Here is a 22,701-nt window from a genome sequence, read left to right as displayed (position 1 = left end):
TATACATTACTTGCACCCTGAAGATGAGACAAAGATGAGCAGAAAAAGTAATGTCGTCACCGTACGGTTGACGGATGAGCAACTGAAGGTTTTTACAGACTGGAAGGAACAGTTAGAAGAGGAGCTCGGCATAGATGTCCCACTCGGCGCGGTTATCCGCAGGGCGTTGGATGGCGCCATTCATATGTATAACCTGCGCCGGGAGGAGAACGCCCAGGCCCAACACCATCCGGAGGAACACAGCGCACGTGCACAAGGAGCGAACGCCTATATCAGTGACTACAAAAAAGGAAAACAGTCATGAGCACGATCGACAGTAAAGCCCATCAGGCAGGCTTCAGAGAGCATTATGCCGATAATGCCAGGCCAGTATGGGATACCGGTCGCCCACAAAAGCCTTTCATTGAGCACGCGGCGGATATACGCGGGCCAGTTTTGGATATTGGTTGTGGTACGGGTACGCTTGCCGCGTATTTTGCTGCGCGTGGTGAGCAGGTGACCGGGATTGATTTTGTTGAAGAAGCTGTCGTGCGGGCGAGGGCGAAAGCGAAGGCGGCTGGTCTTGATATCGACTTTATGGTTGAAGATTTCTTCACTATAGGTAACTGGGATCGGAAGTTTCAGACCATTATCGACAGCGGCCTGTTCCATATCTTTTCAGGCGATGAGATGAGAAAAGCGGCTTACCTCGATATCGTTGAAAAATTACTTAACGATAATGGGCGACTCTATATTCTGACCTGTAAAAAAGCGAGTGAGGACGATGCGGGGGTTAACGCTGATGAAATTTTTGAGACTTTCCGGGCGCGCTTTATCGTTGAGTCATTGCATGAGTTTGAGGCTGAAACCGTAAACGGTGCTGCGGAAAACATCCCCGGCAGGCAGTGGCTAAGCTATTTTGCGGTGATCAAAAAACGCTAATGTTCAAGGTGGGTTTCCTTTTCAGAAACCGGGGACAAGGGTAGGAAGACGCCTTTTTTTGCTGCGCTTTATCAGGCGTTAAGCTATCCTTGTGAACTCTTGTACTAGTTTAAGGGTTCATAGCGTGCATTTTTCTACCATCGAAGAAGTCAGAAAAGAGATCGATCAGATTGACAGTGAGCTGGTTAACCTTATAACTCAACGTGCCAGATGCGTTAGCGCTGCCGCCAGCTTCAAGACCGATCATGCGGCGGTTCGCGCCCCGGATCGCGTACAGCAGGTCATCGATAAAGTTCGTGGCAAAGCCGCGCAGACAGGACTTCCCGAAGCGATCATTGAGAAAATCTACCGGGCGATGATAGACGCATTCATTGACTACGAGATGGCACAACACGATCGTTTGCGCCAGGAAAAAGGCTGACACCATGCGACAACACGCCGTAGAGCTTGTCCCGGTTTCCGTTCCCGGGATAGAGGCGGTAAGCGCCGACAGTGACTTTGCATTTGGCCGCCATACGCATGACCAGTTCGGCATCGGTTTCATGGACAGCGGCGCGCAAAAATCACTGAGCGGACGCGGTAAGGTTGAGTCAAAAGCGGGCGATATTATTACCGTGAATCCCGGTGAGGTCCATGACGGGAGCCCACTCTGCGGCCCCCGCGCCTGGCGGATGCTTTATGTTGATCCTGAACTTATCAATCGCAACATCCTCGCGATTAGCGAGGGGAAATGCCACTGCCGGGAATTTACCCAACCAGTACTCACCGACCACAACGTGGCGGCAAACTTCGCCCGCTTATATAACGCGGTGGTTCTGGGCGAAGGCGATGTGGCAAAGTTGGCGGCGGATGAGGCGTTAATACTTATTGTGTCGACGCTGTCTGAGTTCGCCGTGCATCAGGAAAACCTGCCGTTAAAAAGCATTGCCTTTGCCAGAGAAAGAATGGATGACGACCCGGCACATGCTGTTACCCTTGCTGAACTGGCGGCTTGCGCGGGAGTCAGTCAGTTTCAGTTCCTGCGCGCCTTTAAGCGGTATAGTGGAATGACGCCTCATGCATATCTGCTGCAGCGGCGGTTAGGATTGGTACGTAAACTTATCGCTGGTGGCATGCCTCTTTCTGAAACGGCCGCCGCTGCCGGATTTGCCGATCAGAGCCACATGACACGTCTTTTCATGCGCAGTTTTGGTTATACACCGGGGCGTTTCGCGCAGCACTGGCGCTGAATCTGGCACTGACCACCCTGCAATTTTATTCAAGACCCGAACAGGCCTTATTCGGATACTGAAAATCCTTTTTCAGCTCGCGGTGAGGCTTAATTTATGATGATTGAAAACGACTTCCTGGTGACATCTTTACTGATAATTCTGTCGCCGGGAGCCGGAACGCTTATTACGCTTGCAGCCGGTCTCCGGCAGGGCACCCGGGGAGCTGTCGTTACCGCCGCGGGCTGCACCCTTGGCGTGCTGCCCCATATGCTGGCGGCCGTTACGGGGCTCGCCACTTTATTACATGCCAGCCCGCTGCTCTTCTCGGTTGTGAAATATACGGGGGTGGCTTATTTACTCTATATGGCGTGGCAAACGTTACGCGACGGAGGTCTGTTATCGGTTGATGCCAGGGGTGCAACGCTCTCTTATTGCAGCCTGATAAAGCAGTCCGTGGTCGCGAATATTCTTAATCCCAAGCTGTCATTATTTTTCCTGGCTTTTCTTCCGCAATTTATCGCAGTGCATGATACGCACCCCACCCGGACTATGCTGATGCTGTCGGCTATTTTTGCCGCAATGACGTTTGCTGTTTTTTCGCTGTATGGCATTTTTGCCTCAGGCGTAAGTCACAGGATTGTGGAAAATCACCGTGCAATGAGATGCATTCGTTGGGGCGTGGCGCTGGCGTTTATCGCGGTCGGCATCAGGCTCGCCTTAGCCGGACAATAATGAGGCTCGGGGGAAAGTGCACTTACGCCCTTACCGTTATCTTTCTAGACGTTTACCGCCAGGCCGGTAGACCGCGCCAGGCGACAGTCGTGAGGCTCTCATTGTGAAAACGGCTTCATTAATGCAATCCGGATGCTCCGGATGAGCGTTGGGTAACCGATATAACCTATACCAGGACTCACGAAGACTGACTGTCTCTGGCTGTGGTTGTTGAGCTGTTCTCACGCAAAATTATCGGCTGGCCCATGGAATCCCGGATGACAAAGGACATTGTCCTGAACGCACTGCTGATGGCTGTATGGCGGCGTAATCCCCAAAAAAAGGTGCTGGTTCATTCGGGTCAGGGCAGGCAGTACACAAGCCATGAGTGGCAGTCGTTCCTGAAATCACACGGACTGGAGGGCAGCATGAGCCGTCGCGGTAACTGCCACGATAATGCGGTTGCAGAAAGCTTTTGCCAATTGCTGAAGCGTGAACGGATAAAGAAAAAGATTTACGGAACGCGGGAAGAAGCCCGCAGCGATATTTTTGATTACATCGAAATGTTTTATAACAGTAAGCGTCGGTATGGTTCTGGCGATCAGATGTCACGGACAGAATATGAAAACCAGTATTATTAACGGTTCGGAAGTGTCTAGACTATCCGTGGCGATTCACTGTAATGAGAAGAGGTGAGGGTTATTAATATTTGGAATGGGTACTCTTATATTGAGTAAAGGTTTTGTTCATCAATAATTATGCATCTATATTTTCTTTGTAATAAATAATAATTTCTTATGACTATGTCATTTCATGAACTATATTGCAAAGAACTATGAAAGTATCTGAGCATGTTCGTGAAGAAGCTGAAAAAGGATTTAACAGCAGAAAAACATGAGTACATGTTGTAAATTTTTGTTAAGGAGCAATCTCATGCGGAAAAAAAGCTTTTTTTAATTTTAACCTGACTACCCTATAGATATGAAGCTAGTCGGTAGTAACATTGGCGTATACTTTGCGTATGGTGTCAATGGATTCTAACGGATCTGATGCTCTTTTGACCGGCCATACACAGCTCATAATGATGGTACTATTTTAGTCACGGTAAGACCATGTACAACAAGATCAGAATAGAAGCTCACTCACAGTCCATTAATAAAGTTGTGAGCCGGTTTGAAGACGAGTTTGACGTCAAAGCAGAAGGCATGTTCCCAACGGAAAAATTAGAGAACCTCATAGCCCAAATGAAGTTTCGCACGGCAAATGGAGTGGGTGATGATATTGACGCCCTTATACTTGAAGCGTTCTCTATCGGTGTAGGGGCCGGTTTTTACCGTGCACTTTCCAGATTTGAAGATGGAAAAATAAAAACCCGTAAAGTGCCCAATTTTGAAAAATGGGTTTTACGTTCAAGCTCTAAAAATTTCAGAATCACAAAACAACTACCTTCGACGAAGCACTCTTCTATCAAAGCAGTAGTGATTTTGTCTCTTGCTGATTATGGATTTGAATAATGGCTGAGGGGCAGGGCGTGTTCTTGCCCAAAGGTCACTGCAGTAAGAGCTGGCTTAGCCGTTCCCTGCCTATATCTATATCTGCGAGTTCTTCCGGCAGTTGGCTTAAAATGAGCCTGGCGCGGGGTAAGTCTACTGAAAGTGTGCTGGTGGTAGCCTGGCAGTAAACGTTGCTGTCCATGAGGTGAAATAAATGCTGTTCTGACACACAGTATCCTTGTTGACTCTCCCATTATCCAGGATGATAGCAGCCAGTGAGTCAACCTTAATTGATAGGACATCGGGAATGCTCGAAGTTGAATTTCGGGAATGGTTGGAAATCAGAGGCGCTACATCACCAACGGGCCTCAACTCTCGTATTTATGCTGTCAAAACTATCGAAAAAAATCTCGCCGCGCTGGGCTCTCCTCATGCAGATCTGGATTCAGCCTACAAGGCGGATGGGTTTGCGCAATTGCGAAAGCGGATTAAAGAAATTCGCCGTGATGCTAAACACAACGGTGACGAATATCGGTTGCTAATGCCTGAATCAGAGCGACCGATTAACCGATTGTCCAACTGGAATAGCTGGCTCGGGCAATATGGACGCTTCCTGAGCGGTGATAACTCTCAGGCCGACGAAATTCGGGATTATGTCCTTGAAAACTACATCACACCAGCCAGAGAGCGGGGTGACTCCAGTGTCACTTTAGTAGTTGGTCCTCTGAATACTGAAATGGGTCTCGACAAGGGATGGCCGAACATCTGTCAGGCTCTTGATGGTCAAAAATTTCAGGAGCTAGCGGATGTTCCCCCTCCGGTGACGGAGGGGCCTAAAAAGAGCACAACCCGGAAATATACGTTCATCCTTACGAAAGGAAGCGAACTGGTGGCCCATAATAAACCAACTCCGACTAACCTTATTTTTTACGGTCCTCCTGGTACCGGAAAGACCTATCACACGGCGAGTGAAGCTGTAGCGCTCTGTGATGGCAAAGACGCCTATCCGAACTCAAAAGATGGGCGTGCGGCCCTGATGGCGCGCTATAACGAACTGATGGCAGAAAAGAGGATCTCTTTCGTCACCTTCCATCAGAGCTATGACTACGAAACCTTCGTTGAGGGCCTTCGCCCAGAAATCGGTGAAGATGAGTCTTCGTCTGCAGGATTCAGACTCATGCCTACGCCGGGGCTCTTCAGAGAAATTTGCGCCCTTGCTGATCAGGCTAGAACACAACCCCGTGCACAGACGGATGCCTCGGCACTGCAACTGTCCCAAAAACGCTTCTGGAAAATGGGGCAAGGGACAATCGGCACCGAAGACGATGTGTATGAAGATGCTCGCGACAACGGGTATATCGCACTGGGTTGGGGTGGGACCATAGACTGGAGTGCGGATAGATTTTCATCGTTCCACGCGATTCATGATGAATGGATCAAGCAAAATCCTGGGAACCTGACGCCTAGTAACTGGACGCAAACCTATCCTTTCCGTTGCGAAATGAAGCCTGGTGATATCGTGATTGTCCCTTATGGGAACACTGCGTTTCGCGCTATCGCTGAAATCACTGGTGATTACTATTTCGTTCCTGAAGCCGAAGGTTACTATGCCCACCGCCGCCCAGTTCGCTGGCTACTAACTCTTGATGAACCACTGCCACTCGATACCATTATCGATGGTGACTTCACCATGCGAAAGCTCTATTCCATTGCCACCAGTTGTGTGAATATCCCGGCGCTAGGCAGACTGCTTTCGAGTACAGAGAATCTGGATAATAGTTCCGATGTAAAAGGGCAACCAGAACAGTTCGTCCTCATTATTGATGAGATCAACCGGGCAAATATCTCGAAAGTGTTCGGTGAACTGATTACGTTAATTGAGCCAGATAAACGTCTGGGAATGCCTGATGCACTCACCGTAACTCTGCCTTATTCGAAAAAGAAAGATTTTGGCATCCCCGCCAACCTTCATATCATAGGCACCATGAATACCGCCGATCGATCCATCGCATTGCTCGACACAGCATTAAGACGGCGATTCAACTTTCGGGAAATGGCTCCCGACGCGACCTTGCTAAGTGAAGTCGAGGGGATCGATCTCAAAGCTGTTCTGAATACCATCAACCAGCGAATTGAATATCTTATAGGCCGGGAATATCGCATTGGACACGCCTTTTTTATCAATTGTGAATCCAAGGCACAAGTTGAAGATGCAGTGCGCAATAAGGTCATACCGCTGTTACAAGAGTATTTCTTCGAGGACTGGAGCCGAATCGCGGCAGTGCTGGGCGATGGTTTTATGCAGGAAGAGCAGATTTTACCGCCACCCGGAATAGAGGGGGAACCATTATCAAGCTGGTCGGTACGTGCACCGTTCAGAAATGACGCCTTTGATCGACTGATAGGCAAAGCCAGGACGTTAAATGTCACCGCTCTTGAGGTGGCTGGTGAATCGAAAGAATGACGCACCTCACGGTTCGCGAATGGGGTGCTGTTTATGTGAGCACGGAAAGCAACATAAATGCTCCTCATGCTTTTACTCGCCCTCAGGCTAACGCGCTGCTTACGGCGGCGCGCGAGCATCCGTTGGCAAATCGGCACGGTAGCAATATCTTAATCGATCGCCATAACAAAATTATTGCCGGGCAAATGGTTGGGGTCATTGCCGCTCCGGGATGTAGCCTTGAGATCCTGCCTAAATTCGACAACGAGACGAGAGAACCGGACGCCACAATACGCAATCGCCTGATACGTATGCTTGATGTCGCCCTCGGCCTTAAACTCGGCAATGGACAGGCTGCAACAATGGCGAGACAAGCTGAAAGCTTGCTAGAGATACTTATCCGCTTGTTCGCCGATCTACTCTTGTCTGAAGTACATCGGGGATTACCGCGCGCCTATTTGGCACAGGAAGACGATTTGCCCTCATTGCGCGGAAGGCTCAATATCAAACGACAATTCACTACGCTTGCCGTTCGCCCTGACCGTCTCGCCTGTCGTTACGACGTTCTATCGGCTGATACCAGCCTACTTCGAATTATGAAGGCGTGTGTAGTTTTACTTCACCATTATGCCCGAGCTGCTGATACGCTTCGCCGTCTGAATGAATTACGTATCCTGCTGGCGGGTGTTAGCGATGTCCCCTTGAGTCACCTGCCTTGGCCACAGGTGCGGATCGACCGAACCAATCATCGCTGGGAAGCACTCTACAATCTCGCACGTCTTCTCCTGCGACGCGACTGGCAGGCTACACACCACGATAAGCGAGCGCAGAACGGGATTACACTGCTTTTCCCGATGAACGATCTGTTCGAGGCATATATAGCGGCACTGGCGAAGCGTGCTGTACGCGGTACGGAATGGACGGTTCGTGCGCAGGCAGGCAGATTATACTGTCTGATCGAGGACGCAAAAGAAGGCACACCACGCTTCCAGACCCGTCCGGACCTGCTTATCGAGCAGAACCATCAGATTGTTATGATCATAGATACTAAATGGAAGCGTATCGGACATCATTCTGAAAATGCAAAAGGCGGCGTATCACAAGCCGATGTCTATCAGATGATGGCCTACGCCCAGCTTTATCACTGCCCGAAAGTCATGCTCCTCTATCCACATCATGCAGGTTTGGGAGATCAGATATTGAATGCAGGCTATAGGATTTTAGCGGGCGAAGAACGGTTGCAACGATTACAGGTGGCGAGTGTCGATCTGATTCCCGATGAAGCCGACATTGTCGAGCAATTAATTTACCTCATCACCATCAACACATAGAGGGAATAAGTAATGACACTGATAAACCTTGAAACTTGGCAGCCGCAATAAATCATGTCCATACTTACATCAACACTTTAATGCGTGACAATAGGCCGGATTTTAGTTTAGGTATAAAGGGGACAGACCGAAGGGTAAGACGTCTGCTTTGAGCGAAAAGCGGCGCCTGGCAGATGCAAATCGGGTCTAGGTGTATTTCCACTGAAAAGCGGCTGGCGGTTCTGATGGTTTACGTGGCAGGCCGGGATTTATGGAAGACCTAAACGTCTGAAAGAGAGCCTATCCTATACCGACATCTATATGGCGGATCTTGCAGGCGTGGCCAGCAATAGCTAATGGCGTAAATACATCGGCGGCGAGAACCCGCGCGCGATTTCTCTACATATCCTCTTCTACCTGGCGGCCCAGTTGGCGCTGAGCAACGAGGAACTGAATAAGACTGTGTCCAAAATGTTTGAGATTGGGGCATCTGTCAAATAACTGTAAATTTCTACTGCTGACAATTCATTATTTGCTTTAGCTCTTGCAACAGCAGGGGAATAATTGTCTTCTACTTCTTTCCGTAACCACAGGATTAATAATGAGTATTCAGCGATGTGAAGTATATCTGCTCATCAGAGAGCTGGCTGGTGACCAGGTGATATATGTTGAAAGTATTAAAGCTACCTGCAATTACTTTTTTTGATGGTCATGTCCGGGCAAACACAGCCTCAGGCGGTTCAGCTAGTTTTATTCCTTTCCTACCCAATGAGCATCCTGTATAGCTTTTTCATATGCCAAATGAAAGAAATAACAGATGGCAGGCTGCTTTTAGTAATTTCGGCTGCTGGCCTGAGTTTGGGGAAACTCAACTGGAATACTTCATTTTCGTCGGTACCGCGACCGCACAATTGAGCTGATGCGTGAAGGCGTGGGGCGTACATGGGAAACTATTGATGGCAAGTGCCAGTTGTGCGATGGCGAGTTTAACGAGCCTGGTATATTTATTAAACCGTTATTGTAATCACTTAAAATGAAGATGAAAGAATGTTGTACACATCAATGTACTCATTCTTGACTGCGTTGTTACGAGATGAGTTGAGACTTTATAAAATAAAAAATCCACGCAATTGCGTGGATTTTTTTGTTTTTGTCATTTTCATGAGATTTGATGAAACCTCATGAGATAACAAAACTTATTTAGACGTTGAACAGGAAGTTCATGACGTCGCCATCTTTAACCACGTACTCTTTACCTTCAGCACGCATCTTCCCGGCTTCTTTAGCGCCTTGCTCACCTTTGTAGGTGATGAAATCTTCATAGGCGATAGTCTGGGCGCGGATAAAGCCTTTTTCGAAGTCGGTGTGAATTTTACCGGCGGCCTGTGGTGCGGTAGCGCCGACAGGGATAGTCCATGCACGCACCTCTTTCACACCAGCCGTGAAGTAAGTTTGCAGGTTCAGGAGTTCATAACCGGCACGGATCACACGGTTCAGTCCCGGCTCTTCAATCCCCAGCTCTGCCATAAACTCTTCGCGGTCAGCATCATCTAGCTCGGCAATATCAGACTCAACGGCAGCACACACCGCCACTACCACGGAACCTTCAGCAGCAGCAATTTCGCGTACTTTATCGAGGTACGGGTTATTTTCAAAACCGTCTTCGTTGACGTTGGCGATGTACATTGTCGGCTTCAGCGTCAGGAAGCTCAGATATTTAATGGCAGCCTTGTCTTCTTCCGTCAGATTTTTCAGCGCACGCAGCATGCCAGCGTTTTCCAGCTGTGGCAGACATTTTTCCAGCGCGGCTTGTTCCGCTTTGGCATCTTTATCACCGCCTTTGGCTTTTTTCTGCACGCGGTGCAGGGCGCGTTCGCAGGTATCCAGATCGGACAAGGCCAGTTCGGTGTTAATAACTTCAATGTCGTCTGCCGGATCAACTTTGTTATTTACATGGATAATGTTGTCGTTTTCAAAGCAGCGAACCACGTGACCGATGGCCTCGGTTTCACGAATATTGGTCAGGAACTGGTTGCCCAGACCTTCACCTTTCGACGCCCCTTTAACCAGGCCGGCAATATCGACGAATTCCATCGTGGTCGGCAGGATACGCTGTGGTTTAACGATCTCTGCCAGTTTGTCCAGACGCGGATCGGGCATCGGTACGACACCGGTGTTCGGCTCAATGGTACAGAAGGGGAAGTTAGCCGCTTCGATACCGGCTTTGGTGAGCGCGTTGAACAGGGTGGATTTACCTACGTTGGGCAGGCCAACGATACCGCATTTGAATCCCATAATGTAATTACCTTAATTTCTGAATAATCAACCTGTTAGATGAAACAGATTGTATAAAAGTTGATAACTCTGCCTATTATACACGTAACCGTTGTATCGCGCGGCATAAATGCCAACCGGGGGGCTTATTGCGCTTTGAAGGTATGGAGTCGGCTGGTGGCTTTGGCCAGGCCGTCCTTAAGCCATAACTCTGTACAACGCACCGCTTCATCTACCGCTTCGTCAATCAATTTTTGTTCTGAAGCTGGTGGCTTACCCAGTACAAAACCAACAACTTTGTTTTTATCGCCCGGATGGCCAATTCCAAGGCGTAAACGGTGGAAGTTGGGGTTATTACCAAGCTTACTGATGATGTCTTTTAAACCGTTATGCCCGCCATGCCCGCCGCCGAGCTTAAACTTTGCCACGCCTGGCGGCAGATCCAGTTCATCGTGTGCCACCAGGATCTCATCCGGGTTAATGCGATAGAAGGTCGCCATTGCCGCAACGGACTTACCGCTAAGGTTCATGAAGGTCGTAGGGACCAACAGGCGTATATCTTCGCCCGCGATATTTATTCGTGAAGCGTAACCAAAAAATTTCGGCTCTTCGCGCAGCGGGGCACGTAAACGGTCTGCCAGTAGATCCACATACCACGCGCCGGCATTGTGGCGCGTGGCTGCATATTCAGCCCCCGGGTTCGCCAGCCCGACAATCAGTTTTATCGTCACTTTCTTTTCCTGACCAGGTCAATAACCAGCGCGTAGTTTACGTTGTGCATCGCCCGAAAACAAAGTCCTCGGGTCGAAACGGCAAAAGGGGAAATGATTTCAGAAATGAACCATTAGAATTACATGCATTTCATGGGCTTATTTGTAAACTTATGTTGCCTCAATATGAGTAAATGTGATCCTAACCGCAATCAGCTCATACCGCACTGACTATACTTTACCCAATCATTGAGTGGGGTTATTCCTGTTCAACCCATCGTTCCGGAGGTGACACTATGAAACGCAAAAACGCTTCGTTACTCGGTAATGTACTCATGGGCCTGGGATTAGTGGTAATGGTCGTCGGCGTGAGCTATTCCGTGTTAAATCAGCTGCCTCAACTTAATTTACCCCAGTTTTTTGCCCACGGGGCTATCCTGAGTATCTTCGTCGGGGCCGTGCTCTGGCTCGCCGGCGCGCGTATTGGCGGCCACGAACAGGTCTGCGATAAGTATTGGTGGGTACGTCATTATGATAAACGCTGCCGCCGTGACGGTCACGGTCACCACTAATTCGCGATGGCGCAGAAGCGGTTTCCACTGGAAACCGTTTTTTTTGGCTTTTATATTGACCCTAACGTAACGTCAGGCCTGAGAGTCTGGATTGTGGGGAAGATAAGGAGCCGTCATGTTAATTCAGTCAGGTGTGCTGGCGCGTCGCGCAGGTATCACCGTTCGCACACTGCATCACTATGAATCGATCGGACTGCTTATCCCTTCCGCCCGAAGCGCTGCCGGGTATCGCCTGTACAATCTTAATAATGTGAAGCGTCTGCAAAGAATACAGGTGCTCACGAAAGCAGGTATGACCCTGGCAGCTATCGCGGATTATCTGGCAAAGGAGACGCGTCCTCTGGATGCTCTGCTCAACGACCAAATCACACTGCTTGATGCGCAAATGCGTAATATTCAGACGCTGCGTGAGCAACTGGTAACGTTACGGGATGGGTTGTCCGGCGGCGCTGAACCTGATCTGGAGTCCTGGTTACAGACGCTGGAGTTAATGAAAATGTACGACCGCTGGTTTAGTGAAGAAGAGTTAAAGGCGCTGCCATTTGTGAGCCATGATGAAGCCCGTATCCAGGAGTGGACGGCGATGGTTAAGGAGGTGCGCCGTCTTATGCAGAGCCGTTGCCCGGTGAATGACCTGCGCGCAATGGAACTTGCCACGCGCTGGATGACACGGCTTGAGGAAGATACGGCAGGTCGGCCGGATTTCCTTACCCGTCTGAATGAGATGCATATGGTTGAGCCGCAAATGCGAGAACAGACCGGCATCGACGAGGCGGTTATCGATTACATCACTCGCGCTTTTGCTGAAAGCAAGTTCGCCATCTGGCAGCACTATTTATCTGAGCCGGAGATGGCCTTTACCCGGGCTCACTATTTTGACCGCATGATGGCGTGGCCACCGCTGGTCGCACGTCTGCACCAGGCAACGCGGGATGCACTGGCCCCTCACTCTGATGAGGCGCAGGCACTGGCGGAAAACTGGCTTGCGCTCTTTGAGTCTTATGCCGGAACGGATCCGCAGACTCAGCAGAAATTCCGCCTGGCCATGCAGCAGGAGCCGCATCTTATGAAAGGCACCTGGATGACGCCTGCGGTACTGCACTGGCTGCAGGGCGCGATTGAGGTAATGATGCGCAAACGTTGTTGCGCATCCCACGCATCATAAATCAGCTAACGCCGCCTCACGGTCTGGCCAGAAGGACAATCGCCCAGGGATGGGTTGAATGCCGGCACGGGCCATCGTGCGCAGCGGCTGAAATTCAAGATTACTTACGCGAAGCTCGGTACCTTCCGGCAGGCGTTTAACGAAACGCTGGAAGGCATCAAGCCCTCCGGCATCCAGCACCGGGACCGCATCCCACTTCAGTACCACAATGCGTTTGCCTTTGATGCGCGATTCAAGGTCGGTAAAGAGGCCGTCAGCGGCTGCAAAGAACATGGGGCCAATCACCCGCAGCACCAGCACATCGGCAGGCACTTCAGCACTGACCGGTGCGAGGCGAGTCATGCGGGCAATGCGCCGCATAAACAACAGCGAGGCAAGAACGATACCAACGCTGATGGCGATAACCATATCGAACAGCACGGTGAGCGACATGCAGATGAGCATAACGATAATGTCGTCTTTCGGTCCCCGACGCAGAAGGTTCACAACCTTATGCGCTTCGCTCATGTTCCACGCCACCATCAGCAACAGAGCTGCCATTGCTGACAGCGGTAGCCAGGAGAGCAGGGGGGCGAGAACCAACAGGGCCAGTATGACCAGTATCGAATGAATAATGGCGGCAACCGGCGACGTCGCCCCGGCGCGCACGTTCGCCGCAGAACGGGCAATCGCGGCGGTTGCGGTGATACCCCCAAAGAAGGGGGCGATGATATTACCCAGCCCCTGGCCAATCAACTCACTATTGGCTTTGTGGCGCGTGCTGGTCATGCCGTCGAGCACTACCGCGCAGAGCAGCGATTCAATCGCGCCCAGCATCGCCATCGAAAAGGCGGCGGGTAACAACGCCTGCAGTGACGCCCAGCTCAACGTAAAAGTGGAGTCGGGCAGGTTCCAGGGTAAAACCAGTTGCGGTAACAGTTGTGGAATGCCGTTGCCCTGACTGCCATCGGCAAGCACATAATGAAACTGTGAACCAATGGTGGCGACCTGCCCCCCCAGAAGATTGACGACGCCCATCACGGCGCAGCCTGCCAGCAGGGCCGGCAGATGCCCCGGTAAACGAATACGCAATCGCGGCCATAATATAAGCGTACCTAAGGTAATAATACCGATGGCGGCATCACCGGGGTTAAAGGTCGGCAACGCCATCCCCAGTGCCCCGATTTTTTGCAAATAGTGTTCGGGCATATGGGGCACCTGCAGACCAAGAAAATCTTTAATCTGCATAGTACCAATGGTGATGCCGATACCTGAGGTGAATCCCAGCGTGACTGACAGTGGGATGTATTCAATCAGCCGCCCAAAGCGGGCAAGGCCAAAGAGGATCAGAAACAGGCCGGACATCAGTGTCGCAACGAGTAATCCCCCCAGGCCAAACTGCTGGGAAACGGGATAAAGAATGACGACGAACGCCGCGGTTGGTCCGGAAACGCTATAACGAGAGCCACCGGACAGTGCGATAACAAACCCGGCAATAGCGGCGGTGTAAAGCCCATACTGGGGTGCGACGCCGCTGCCAATCGCCAGCGCCATCGCCAGCGGAATGGCAATAATTCCCACGGTCACGCCCGCAATGACATCGCGGGTAAAACGCGCCACGCTGTATTTTTCTTTCCAGCAGGCTTCAATCAGCGCACTGAAAGGCATGACATGTGAGGAAAAGAGTTTATTCATAGCGATGTTCTTCCCTGCGTAAACATCAGTTAGACAAAACAGACACCTGGTTTTAATAAGTCATACAAATAAATTACAACAATAAAAAAACCCGCCGTAGCGGGTTTCTGTGCCGATTTCTGTTAGTGTTCAAACATTGCAGAAATGGATTCTTCGTTGCTGATGCGACGAATCGCTTCGGCGAGCATGCCTGACAGTGTCAGCGTGCGGACTTTTTCCAGCGCTTTGATTTCAGGCGTCAGCGGGATGGTATCGCAGACGATGAACTCATCAATCACAGAGTTTTTGATGTTCTGGATGGCATTGCCGGAGAAGATAGGGTGTGTGGCGTAAGCAAATACGCGTTTTGCACCACGTTCTTTCAGCGCTTCTGCGGCCTTACACAGCGTACCACCGGTATCGATCATGTCATCAACCATAACGCAGTCGCGGTCTGCAACATCACCGATGATATGCATCACCTGAGAGACGTTCGCGCGCGGGCGACGTTTGTCAATAATTGCCATGTCAGTGTCGTTCAGCAGCTTGGCGATAGCGCGAGCGCGAACAACACCGCCGATATCCGGGGAAACAATGATAGGGTTATCGAGGTTTTTCTGCAGCATATCTTCGAGCAGGATAGGGCTGCCGAATACGTTATCGACCGGAACGTCAAAGAAGCCCTGAATCTGTTCAGCATGCAGGTCAACGGTGAGGACGCGGTCAACGCCAACGCTGGAGAGGAAATCAGCCACGACTTTAGCGGTGATAGGCACACGAGCAGAACGCACGCGGCGATCCTGACGAGCATATCCAAAGTAAGGAATAACAGCGGTAATGCGGCCTGCGGAAGCACGGCGCAGCGCATCAACCATAACGACCAATTCCATCAGGTTGTCGTTAGTTGGAGCACAAGTGGACTGGATGATGAAAATATCACCACCGCGTACATTTTCGTTAATTTGTACGCTGACTTCGCCGTCGCTAAAGCGACCTACGGCGGCGTCGCCGAGAGAAGTGTACAGGCGGTTGGCAATACGTTGTGCTAGTTCCGGGGTGGCGTTACCAGCAAAAAGCTTCATATCAGGCACGAGAAGAACCTCAGGCATGCGTCCATTGATGAAAAGAATAAGCCAAAAACTGTGCGGGCCAGGCAATATTCCCTTCAGGCGGTGTATTAAAGAGCGCGATGCAACGTCTGGAACAAGGTGACGTTGTCACCGAAACTCAGCTACCCGGCACGTTTTCTGGAAAGTGGCGATAGGTTGACGCCCTGCGCCACAAAACCGGACAAACCCGCCGGGACTTGCTCTAACACCTGACGAGCAGCAAGCTCTGTGTCAAATTCAGCAAAAACACAAGCTCCGGTGCCAGTCAGGCGCGACGGCGCGTATTCTAACAGCCAGATGAGCGCCTCATCAACCTTACGAAAACGTTTTCTTGCGATAACCTCGCAATCATTGCTGAATTCACATTTTAGTAACGTTTCGATTGACCGGGCGGGTGTGCTTCGTGGCAGTTCCGGATCGTTGAATATTACCGGGGTCGAAATATGCACGCCCGGATGCAGAACCAGATACCATTTTTCGGCAGGGTTAACGGGTGTGAGCTTGTCGCCCACCCCCTCGGCAAACGCAGAGCGCCCCCGCACGAAAACCGGCACGTCCGCGCCAAGGTTGAGACCCAGCGTTGCCAGTTCATCTTCGCTAAGTCCACATTGCCAGAGATGGTTGAGCGCCACCAGAGTAGTGGCTGCGTTAGAAGAACCGCCCCCCAGCCCTCCGCCCATCGGCAGACGTTTGTCGATACCAATGTCGGCACCGCTACCTGCCGGCAGACGGCCGGTCTTCTGCGCCGCCGCCATCAGTAAGCGGGCGGCACGGACAATCAGATTCTCTTCGTCCGCTACCCCCTCGACCGGATTCAGCAGGCGAATCACCCCGTCGTGCCGGGGGCTGATATGCAGGGTGTCACCATAATCGAGGAACTGAAACAGCGTTTGCAGATTATGATAACCGTCGGTCCGTCGACCTGTAATGTACAAAAAGAGATTAAGCTTTGCCGGAGAGGGCCACTGCGTCATCATTATTTGGCGATCCAGTTATCCATTTTCAGCTTGATGCGTTGGCCGCCATCGCTCAGCTCCAGATTAGAAGGCAGCGCTGGTTTGGTCTGAGTGTCATAGCCGTTGTAAACCACTTTCCAGTTTTTGCCGTTCTGGCTGTAGTTGACTTCACTCAGACGGAACTGGTCATCCAGCTTGTAATCTGTGGCGTCGCCCGGCAGACCCACAATCCACTGACGCAGGCTGTTGAGTGGAATAGGCATTCCGGTCAGCTTGCCAATCATCTCTTCGGCGTCATCAGCTTTATAATGTTGGCCTTTATTATCCACCAGCTCAACCGTACCCGGAGCGGCATTCAGTTCAAGCTCGGTGCTGCCAAGCGGGTTGGTCAACAACAGACGATAGCGCTCCTGCCCCGTCTGCTGCCAGAAGAAGCGGGCATAGACTTTTTGCTGATCGGAGATAAATGCAAAGGCACCCCGGGTCTGGAACTGATTCAGCGCACGCACCTCTTGCTGATGCTGACGCCACTGCGGCGCATCGGGACTTTTCCCTGGGCCTTTCGGGGCATTCAGGGTACAGGCGCTGAGAACGAGGCTTGCCAGCGGGAGCAGGCGGATGAGTCTGGAAGTCGGCAAAGTCATAGTAATGACACGTCCTTGAGATACGTTGCGGTTAATTGTCTTAATGCTAGCGCCAGGGGCTGGTAGCGTCTACGGTCAAGTTGTCTTAAATCATTAAATTACCGATTACTCCAAAAGGGGGCGCTCTCTTTTATTGACCTCGCTCATCCTGTATGATGCGCACAGTCTAACCTTATCAACGTTGGTACTATTCCCGCACTCATGACCCTTTTAGCGCTCGGCATTAACCATAAAACAGCCCCTGTTTCGCTGCGAGAGCGTATTACGTTTTCGCCGGAAACGCTTGATCAGGCGCTGGAAAGTCTGCTCTCGCAGCCAATGGTGCAGGGCGGTGTGGTGCTGTCGACATGTAACCGCACCGAGCTCTATTTAAGTGTTGAAGAACGGGATAACCTTCATGAGTCGCTTATTCACTGGCTGTGTGATTATCATCAGATCAGTGAAGAAGAGTTACGTAATAGCCTCTACTGGCACCAGGATAACGACGCCGTCAGCCATTTAATGCGCGTGGCGAGCGGACTGGATTCGCTGGTGCTTGGGGAGCCGCAAATTCTCGGCCAGGTAAAAAAAGCCTTTGCCGATTCCAATCGCGGTCACCTGAACGTGAGCGAACTTGAGCGCATGTTCCAGAAATCTTTTTCCGTCGCCAAACGCGTGCGAACGGAGACTGATATTGGGGCAAGTGCGGTCTCTGTCGCCTTTGCGGCCTGTACGCTGGCGCGGCAAATCTTTGAATCACTCTCCTCCGTTACGGTGCTGCTGGTGGGCGCAGGCGAAACCATTGAGCTGGTGGCGCGTCATCTTCGTGAGCATAAGGTCGAGAAGATGATTATCGCCAACCGTACCCGTGAACGTGCGCAGCTTCTTGCAGACGAAGTGGGCGCAGAAGTCATCTCGTTAAGTGACATTGATGCTCGCCTGAAAGATGCCGATATCGTGATTAGCTCAACTGCCAGCCCGTTGCCTATTATTGGTAAAGGTATGGTGGAGCGCGCCATGAAAGCTCGCCGTAACCAGCCGGTACTATTAGTGGATATTGCCGTCCCGCGTGACGTCGAACCCGAAGTCGGTAAGGTTGCTAACGCCTATCTCTATAGCGTTGACGATCTACAAAGTATTATTCAGCACAATCTGGCACAGCGAAAAGCGGCAGCGGTTCAGGCTGAAAGCATCGTTGCGCAGGAAACCAGCGAATTTATGGCCTGGCTGCGCGCGCAAAGCGCCAGCGAGACGATTCGCGATTACCGTGGTCAGTCCGAACAGATTCGTGACGAGCTTACCGCAAAAGCGTTGGCTGCTCTTGAGCAGGGCGGTGACGCACAAACCATCATGCAGGATTTGGCCTGGAAACTGACCAATCGCCTGATCCACGCACCAACGAAATCTCTTCAGCAGGCTGCCCGTGATGGGGACGATGAACGCCTGCATATTCTGCGCAACAGCCTCGGGCTGGAGTAGCACAACAACCTCTTATAACAGGGTGCATTTACGCCTATGAAGCCTTCTATCGTTGCCAAACTGGAAGCCCTATACGAACGTCACCAGGAAGTCCAGGCGTTGTTGGGTGATGCGCAAACTATTGCCGATCAGGACCGATTCCGTGCCTTATCGCGCGAGTATGCGCAATTAAGTGACGTGTCACGCTGCTTCACTGACTGGCAACAGGTTCAGGAAGATATCGAAACCGCGCAAATGATGCTCGACGATCCGGAAATGCGCGAGATGGCGCAGGAAGAGCTGCGCGAAGCGAAAGAGAAAAGCGAACAGCTTGAACAGCATCTGCAGATCCTTTTACTCCCCCGGGACCCCGACGATGAACGTAGCGCCTTTGTTGAAGTCCGCGCCGGGACGGGTGGCGACGAAGCCGCTCTTTTTGCCGGCGATCTCTTCCGTATGTACAGCCGTTATGCTGAATCCCGTCGCTGGCGCGTGGAGATCATGAGCGCCAACGAAGGTGAACATGGTGGATATAAAGAAGTCATCGCCAGGATCAGCGGCGAGGGGGTCTATGGCCGTCTTAAATTTGAATCGGGTGGCCATCGGGTTCAGCGCGTTCCCGCGACGGAATCGCAGGGGCGTATCCATACCTCCGCCTGTACGGTGGCGGTAATGCCTGAGCTTCCCGAGGCCGAACTGCCGGATATCAACCCGGCGGATCTGCGCATCGATACCTTCCGCTCCTCCGGGGCTGGCGGCCAGCACGTTAACACCACCGACTCCGCGATCCGTATTACCCACTTACCTACAGGCATAGTGGTGGAGTGTCAGGATGAGCGTTCACAGCACAAAAACAAAGCTAAAGCGCTGTCAGTACTGGGCGCGCGCATTCATGCCGCAGAGATGGAAAAACGTCAGCAGGCGGAAGCCTCCACCCGTCGTAACCTGCTGGGCAGTGGCGACCGTTCTGACCGTAATCGCACCTATAACTTCCCGCAGGGACGTGTTACCGATCATCGTATCAACCTCACCATTTACCGCCTGGACGAAGTAATGGAAGGTAAACTCGACGCCCTGATTGAACCTATCGTACAGGAATATCAGGCAGATCAACTGGCGGCGCTGGCCGGGCAGGAGTGATGGATTATCAGCGCTGGCTTCAGGAGGCGGTGACTCGCTTAACACAAAGCGAAAGTCCGCGTCGGGACGCCGAAATTCTGTTGGGTTTTGTGACCGGGCGGGCGCGTACCTTTATTCTGGCGTTTGGCGAGACACGACTCAGTGCAGATGAACAGCAGCAGCTTGACAGGCTGCTGGCGCGTCGTGTGCGTGGTGAACCTGTCGCGCATCTGATTGGTATGAAAGAGTTCTGGTCATTGCCGCTGTTTGTCTCACCGGCGACCCTCATTCCACGGCCGGATACCGAGTGCCTGGTTGAACTGGCGCTTCAGCGTTTGCCTGCTCATCCGGTGCGCATTCTCGATCTTGGTACTGGCACAGGGGCAATTGCTCTTGCGCTTGCCAGTGAACGCCCTGACTGTGATGTTACGGCGGTGGATGTCATTCCTGATGCGGTTGCGCTGGCAACACGTAATGCGCAGCATCTCGGTATCGATAATGTCACTTTTCAGGTAAGCCACTGGTTCAGCGCCCTTGAGGGGGCCAGTTTCGACGTGATCGTGAGTAACCCGCCCTATATTGATGAACGGGATGCACATCTTGACGTGGGGGATGTTCGCTTCGAACCTCGCTCCGCGCTGGTGGCAGCAAAAGAAGGGCTTGCAGACATTGCATGGATAATCGCACAATCAAAGCGCTTTTTACCTCCCGGCGGCTGGCTGTTGATTGAACATGGCTGGCAGCAGGGCGACGCCGTTCGCAAACACTTTTTTGAGAATGGCTATGAACAGGTGGAGACCTGCCGGGATTATGGCGATAACGATCGTGTAACGCTCGCTCGCCTGCCGTTACAGGAGTAACAGCGCAATGGCTGCGTATAACGTTCTGATTAACATACATTTGACGTCAGTTGTTCTGACCATTAGCCTGTTTGTCCTGCGCTACTGGTGGCGATTTACCAACAACCCGTGTGGCAACGCGCGCTGGGCGCGCATCGTGCCACATGCCGTCGATACGCTTTTGCTGCTCAGCGGCGTCGGCCTGGTTATCGCCACGCGCTATATGCCATTTACTGCAAACGGGGCATGGCTGACGGAGAAGCTGTTTGGCGTTATCATCTACATCGTTTTGGGTTTCATTGCGTTGGGGCGACGTCGCCCGCGCAGCCAGCAAACAGGTTTTATTGCGTTTTTGCTGGGGCTGGTGGTGCTGTACATCATCATTAAACTCGCCGCCACAAAGATACCGATACTGGGGTAAGACATGCGGTCGTTAGCCGATTTTGAATTTAACAAAGCGCCATTATGTGATGGGATGATCCTGATTTCAGAGCAGGTTCGTGACGACTTTCCGTCGCAGTTTGTCCAGGACGAACTGGAGCGATTGTTAAGTCTGGCGCGTGAAGAAATTTCTGAGCTTCAGCCGCAGGACTGGCAGCTGGAGAAACTTCTTGAACTGTTTTACGGGGAGTGGGGCTTCAAAGATACCCGTGGCGTTTATCGTCTTTCGGATGCGCTGTGGCTGGATAAAGTCCTCAAAAATCGTCAGGGCAGTGCGGTGTCACTGGGGGCGATTTTATTGTGGATAGCCGGTCATCTTGATATCCCCTTAATGCCCGTCATTTTCCCGACCCAGCTTATACTCCGCGCGGAGTGGATGGACGGTGAAATGTGGCTGATTAATCCCTTTAACGGTGACACACTGGATGAGCACACGCTGGAAGTGTGGCTGAAAGGGAACATCAGTCCTGTCGCGGAGCTGTTTAATGAAGATCTCGACGAAGCAGATAATGCCGAGGTTATTCGTAAGCTGCTTGATACGCTCAAATCAGCACTGATGGAAGAGCAACAAATGGAGCTGGCCTTACGCGCCAGCGAAGCGTTGTTACAGTTTAATCCAGAAGACCCGTATGAAATTCGGGACCGTGGTTTAATTTATGCTCAGCTTGAGTGCGATCATATTGCTCTCAACGATCTGAGTTATTTCGTTGAACAGTGTCCGGAAGATCCCATTAGCGAAATGATCCGTGCGCAAATCAATACTATCTCGCATAAACACATTACGCTGCACTAAAACCGATTTAATCGACACACTCTGTAAGGGAATTATATGACTCAAAAAGTGGTAAGCATTGGCGATATCAAGGTTGCCAACGATCTACCGTTCGTTCTGTTCGGCGGTATGAACGTGCTGGAATCTCGCGATCTGGCAATGCGCATCTGTGAACACTACGTTACCGTTACTCAGAAACTGGGTATCCCGTACGTGTTCAAAGCCTCTTTTGACAAAGCAAACCGTTCTTCAATCAAATCCTATCGTGGGCCGGGTCTGGAAGAAGGCATGAAGATTTTCCAGGAGCTGAAACAAGCTTTTGGCGTGAAAATCATCACTGACGTTCATGAAGCCAGCCAGGCCCAGCCGGTAGCCGATGTTGTCGATGTGATTCAGTTGCCCGCTTTCCTGGCGCGCCAGACTGACCTGGTTGAAGCTATGGCGAAAACCGGTGCGGTCATCAACGTGAAGAAACCACAGTTTGTCAGCCCCGGTCAGATGGGGAACATCGTGGATAAATTCGCTGAAGGCGGTAACGACAAAGTTATCCTGTGTGATCGTGGCAGCAACTTTGGTTATGACAACCTGGTTGTAGATATGCTGGGCTTCAGCGTGATGAAGAACGTCTCCGGTAATTCACCGGTTATCTTCGATGTCACCCACGCGCTGCAGTGCCGCGACCCGTTCGGTGCCGCTTCCGGTGGTCGTCGCGCCCAGGTTGCGGAGCTGGCGCGTGCGGGCATGGCAACCGGTCTTGCCGGTCTGTTCATTGAGGCCCACCCGGATCCAGCCAATGCAAAATGTGATGGCCCGTCTGCACTGCCGCTGGATAAACTGGAGCCGTTCCTGAAACAGATCAAAGCCATTGACGATCTGGTGAAGAACTTCGAAGAGCTGGATACCAGCAAGTAAGAAAAAAAA

General features: G+C 51.5%; 22 protein-coding genes and 1 pseudogene. 17 read left to right on the top strand and 6 right to left on the bottom strand.

Features of this window, described 5'->3' with window-relative positions; genetic code table 11:
- The first annotated feature begins 34 nt into the window (after positions 1-34).
- From KXR87_RS14190 to KXR87_RS14150, 9 genes and pseudogenes are all read left to right on the top strand, one after another.
- Positions 35-304, top strand: coding sequence for a hypothetical protein (locus KXR87_RS14190; protein ID WP_437432884.1), 270 nt, complete (start codon positions 35-37; stop codon positions 302-304).
- Positions 301-921: a class I SAM-dependent methyltransferase gene (locus KXR87_RS14185; RefSeq protein WP_437432883.1), complete on the top strand. Its 621-nt coding sequence runs from the start codon at positions 301-303 to the stop codon at positions 919-921. The genes KXR87_RS14190 and KXR87_RS14185 overlap by 4 nt, the downstream gene beginning before the upstream one ends.
- 124 nt (positions 922-1,045) lie before the next feature.
- On the top strand, positions 1,046-1,342 hold the full coding sequence (locus KXR87_RS14180) for a chorismate mutase (protein ID WP_437432882.1): 297 nt from the start codon (positions 1,046-1,048) through the stop codon (positions 1,340-1,342).
- A 4-nt stretch (positions 1,343-1,346) separates the two neighbouring features.
- Positions 1,347-2,150, top strand: a complete 804-nt coding sequence (locus tag KXR87_RS14175) for an AraC family transcriptional regulator (protein WP_437432881.1) — start codon at positions 1,347-1,349, stop codon at positions 2,148-2,150.
- Positions 2,151-2,249: 99 nt separating this feature from the next.
- Positions 2,250-2,864 (top strand): LysE family translocator, encoded by a 615-nt coding sequence (locus tag KXR87_RS14170; protein ID WP_437432942.1) that lies wholly within the window; start codon positions 2,250-2,252, stop codon positions 2,862-2,864.
- Between the two features lie 131 nt (positions 2,865-2,995).
- A pseudogene (locus tag KXR87_RS14165) lies at positions 2,996-3,484 on the top strand (IS3 family transposase); the annotation flags it as partial.
- Between the two features lie 471 nt (positions 3,485-3,955).
- Entirely contained in the window at positions 3,956-4,357 is a 402-nt protein-coding gene (locus KXR87_RS14160; RefSeq protein WP_437432880.1) for a hypothetical protein, read from the top strand.
- A 286-nt stretch (positions 4,358-4,643) separates the two neighbouring features.
- Positions 4,644-6,800 carry an AAA family ATPase gene (locus KXR87_RS14155; protein WP_437432879.1) on the top strand — a complete coding sequence of 719 codons (2,157 nt, stop codon included), beginning with the start codon at positions 4,644-4,646 and terminating at the stop codon, positions 6,798-6,800.
- The gene (locus tag KXR87_RS14150; RefSeq protein WP_437432878.1) at positions 6,797-8,110 is read left to right on the top strand and encodes an McrC family protein; all 1,314 of its coding nucleotides are present in this window, start codon (positions 6,797-6,799) and stop codon (positions 8,108-8,110) included. The genes KXR87_RS14155 and KXR87_RS14150 overlap by 4 nt, the downstream gene beginning before the upstream one ends.
- A 1,179-nt stretch (positions 8,111-9,289) precedes the next feature.
- On the opposite strand, the gene ychF is transcribed toward KXR87_RS14150, so the two are convergent.
- Together ychF and pth are read right to left on the bottom strand one after the other, a co-directional pair.
- Complete coding sequence (gene ychF, locus KXR87_RS14145) at positions 9,290-10,384, bottom strand: redox-regulated ATPase YchF (protein WP_437432877.1); 1,095 nt, start codon at positions 10,382-10,384, stop codon at positions 9,290-9,292.
- A 125-nt stretch (positions 10,385-10,509) separates the two neighbouring features.
- Positions 10,510-11,094 (bottom strand): aminoacyl-tRNA hydrolase, encoded by a 585-nt coding sequence (gene pth, locus KXR87_RS14140; protein ID WP_437432876.1) that lies wholly within the window; start codon positions 11,092-11,094, stop codon positions 10,510-10,512.
- A 275-nt stretch (positions 11,095-11,369) separates the two neighbouring features.
- Between pth and ychH the strand changes: the two genes are divergently transcribed.
- The gene (gene ychH / locus KXR87_RS14135; RefSeq protein WP_437432875.1) at positions 11,370-11,645 is read left to right on the top strand and encodes a stress-induced protein YchH; all 276 of its coding nucleotides are present in this window, start codon (positions 11,370-11,372) and stop codon (positions 11,643-11,645) included.
- A 115-nt stretch (positions 11,646-11,760) separates the two neighbouring features.
- Entirely contained in the window at positions 11,761-12,810 is a 1,050-nt protein-coding gene (locus KXR87_RS14130) for a MerR family transcriptional regulator (protein WP_437432874.1), read from the top strand.
- Here the strand turns inward: KXR87_RS14130 and dauA are convergent.
- The 4 genes from dauA to lolB all read right to left on the bottom strand — a co-directional run bounded on the left by dauA (position 12,805) and on the right by lolB (position 17,172).
- Positions 12,805-14,484, bottom strand: a complete 1,680-nt coding sequence (gene dauA, locus KXR87_RS14125) for a C4-dicarboxylic acid transporter DauA (protein ID WP_437432873.1) — start codon at positions 14,482-14,484, stop codon at positions 12,805-12,807. The two genes, KXR87_RS14130 and dauA, sit on opposite strands and share 6 nt — an antisense overlap.
- Before the next feature lie 122 nt (positions 14,485-14,606).
- Positions 14,607-15,554, bottom strand: coding sequence for a ribose-phosphate diphosphokinase (prs, locus tag KXR87_RS14120; RefSeq protein WP_437432872.1), 948 nt, complete (start codon positions 15,552-15,554; stop codon positions 14,607-14,609).
- 140 nt (positions 15,555-15,694) lie between these two features.
- A complete protein-coding gene (ispE, locus tag KXR87_RS14115) occupies positions 15,695-16,549 on the bottom strand; it encodes a 4-(cytidine 5'-diphospho)-2-C-methyl-D-erythritol kinase (RefSeq protein ID WP_437432871.1) in 855 nt (284 codons plus the stop codon).
- Positions 16,549-17,172, bottom strand: coding sequence for a lipoprotein insertase outer membrane protein LolB (gene lolB, locus KXR87_RS14110; RefSeq protein WP_437432870.1), 624 nt, complete (start codon positions 17,170-17,172; stop codon positions 16,549-16,551). Before lolB ends, ispE begins: the two co-directional genes overlap by 1 nt.
- Before the next feature lie 201 nt (positions 17,173-17,373).
- Between lolB and hemA the strand changes: the two genes are divergently transcribed.
- The 6 genes from hemA to kdsA are packed head-to-tail and all read left to right on the top strand — an operon-like array spanning position 17,374 to position 22,692.
- On the top strand, positions 17,374-18,630 hold the full coding sequence (gene hemA / locus KXR87_RS14105) for a glutamyl-tRNA reductase (protein ID WP_437432869.1): 1,257 nt from the start codon (positions 17,374-17,376) through the stop codon (positions 18,628-18,630).
- Positions 18,631-18,666: 36 nt separating this feature from the next.
- Positions 18,667-19,749, top strand: coding sequence for a peptide chain release factor 1 (prfA, locus tag KXR87_RS14100; protein WP_437432868.1), 1,083 nt, complete (start codon positions 18,667-18,669; stop codon positions 19,747-19,749).
- On the top strand, positions 19,749-20,588 hold the full coding sequence (gene prmC, locus KXR87_RS14095) for a peptide chain release factor N(5)-glutamine methyltransferase (RefSeq protein ID WP_437432867.1): 840 nt from the start codon (positions 19,749-19,751) through the stop codon (positions 20,586-20,588). The genes prfA and prmC overlap by 1 nt, the downstream gene beginning before the upstream one ends.
- 7 nt (positions 20,589-20,595) lie before the next feature.
- Positions 20,596-20,988, top strand: coding sequence for an invasion regulator SirB2 (gene sirB2 / locus KXR87_RS14090; RefSeq protein WP_437432866.1), 393 nt, complete (start codon positions 20,596-20,598; stop codon positions 20,986-20,988).
- A 3-nt stretch (positions 20,989-20,991) separates the two neighbouring features.
- Positions 20,992-21,801: an invasion regulator SirB1 gene (gene sirB1, locus KXR87_RS14085; RefSeq protein WP_437432865.1), complete on the top strand. Its 810-nt coding sequence runs from the start codon at positions 20,992-20,994 to the stop codon at positions 21,799-21,801.
- Positions 21,802-21,837: 36 nt separating this feature from the next.
- A complete protein-coding gene (gene kdsA, locus KXR87_RS14080) occupies positions 21,838-22,692 on the top strand; it encodes a 3-deoxy-8-phosphooctulonate synthase (protein ID WP_437432864.1) in 855 nt (284 codons plus the stop codon).
- Positions 22,693-22,701: the final 9 nt, after the last annotated feature.

The sequence above is a fragment of the Yokenella regensburgei genome (genome assembly GCF_051486985.1).
Classification (GTDB): Bacteria; Pseudomonadota; Gammaproteobacteria; order Enterobacterales; family Enterobacteriaceae; genus CBFFRJ01.
This window is presented reverse-complemented; position numbering and strand designations above follow the sequence as displayed.

What these genes read in the sequence shown, in the direction of transcription:
- sirB2 (WP_437432866.1), top strand. Translation starts at nt 20,596, where the DNA reads ATGGCTGCGTATAACGTTCTGATTAACATACATTTGACGTCAGTTGTT.
- KXR87_RS14155 (WP_437432879.1), top strand. Translation starts at nt 4,644, where the DNA reads ATGCTCGAAGTTGAATTTCGGGAATGGTTGGAAATCAGAGGCGCTACA.
- KXR87_RS14150 (WP_437432878.1), top strand. Translation starts at nt 6,797, where the DNA reads ATGACGCACCTCACGGTTCGCGAATGGGGTGCTGTTTATGTGAGCACG.
- KXR87_RS14190 (WP_437432884.1), top strand. Translation starts at nt 35, where the DNA reads ATGAGCAGAAAAAGTAATGTCGTCACCGTACGGTTGACGGATGAGCAA.
- sirB1 (WP_437432865.1), top strand. Translation starts at nt 20,992, where the DNA reads ATGCGGTCGTTAGCCGATTTTGAATTTAACAAAGCGCCATTATGTGAT.
- dauA (WP_437432873.1), bottom strand. Translation starts at nt 14,484, where the DNA reads ATGAATAAACTCTTTTCCTCACATGTCATGCCTTTCAGTGCGCTGATT.
- KXR87_RS14170 (WP_437432942.1), top strand. Translation starts at nt 2,250, where the DNA reads ATGATTGAAAACGACTTCCTGGTGACATCTTTACTGATAATTCTGTCG.
- ychH (WP_437432875.1), top strand. Translation starts at nt 11,370, where the DNA reads ATGAAACGCAAAAACGCTTCGTTACTCGGTAATGTACTCATGGGCCTG.
- KXR87_RS14130 (WP_437432874.1), top strand. Translation starts at nt 11,761, where the DNA reads ATGTTAATTCAGTCAGGTGTGCTGGCGCGTCGCGCAGGTATCACCGTT.
- ispE (WP_437432871.1), bottom strand. Translation starts at nt 16,549, where the DNA reads ATGATGACGCAGTGGCCCTCTCCGGCAAAGCTTAATCTCTTTTTGTAC.
- KXR87_RS14160 (WP_437432880.1), top strand. Translation starts at nt 3,956, where the DNA reads ATGTACAACAAGATCAGAATAGAAGCTCACTCACAGTCCATTAATAAA.
- kdsA (WP_437432864.1), top strand. Translation starts at nt 21,838, where the DNA reads ATGACTCAAAAAGTGGTAAGCATTGGCGATATCAAGGTTGCCAACGAT.
- KXR87_RS14175 (WP_437432881.1), top strand. Translation starts at nt 1,347, where the DNA reads ATGCGACAACACGCCGTAGAGCTTGTCCCGGTTTCCGTTCCCGGGATA.
- ychF (WP_437432877.1), bottom strand. Translation starts at nt 10,384, where the DNA reads ATGGGATTCAAATGCGGTATCGTTGGCCTGCCCAACGTAGGTAAATCC.
- lolB (WP_437432870.1), bottom strand. Translation starts at nt 17,172, where the DNA reads ATGACTTTGCCGACTTCCAGACTCATCCGCCTGCTCCCGCTGGCAAGC.
- prmC (WP_437432867.1), top strand. Translation starts at nt 19,749, where the DNA reads ATGGATTATCAGCGCTGGCTTCAGGAGGCGGTGACTCGCTTAACACAA.
- hemA (WP_437432869.1), top strand. Translation starts at nt 17,374, where the DNA reads ATGACCCTTTTAGCGCTCGGCATTAACCATAAAACAGCCCCTGTTTCG.
- KXR87_RS14185 (WP_437432883.1), top strand. Translation starts at nt 301, where the DNA reads ATGAGCACGATCGACAGTAAAGCCCATCAGGCAGGCTTCAGAGAGCAT.
- prfA (WP_437432868.1), top strand. Translation starts at nt 18,667, where the DNA reads ATGAAGCCTTCTATCGTTGCCAAACTGGAAGCCCTATACGAACGTCAC.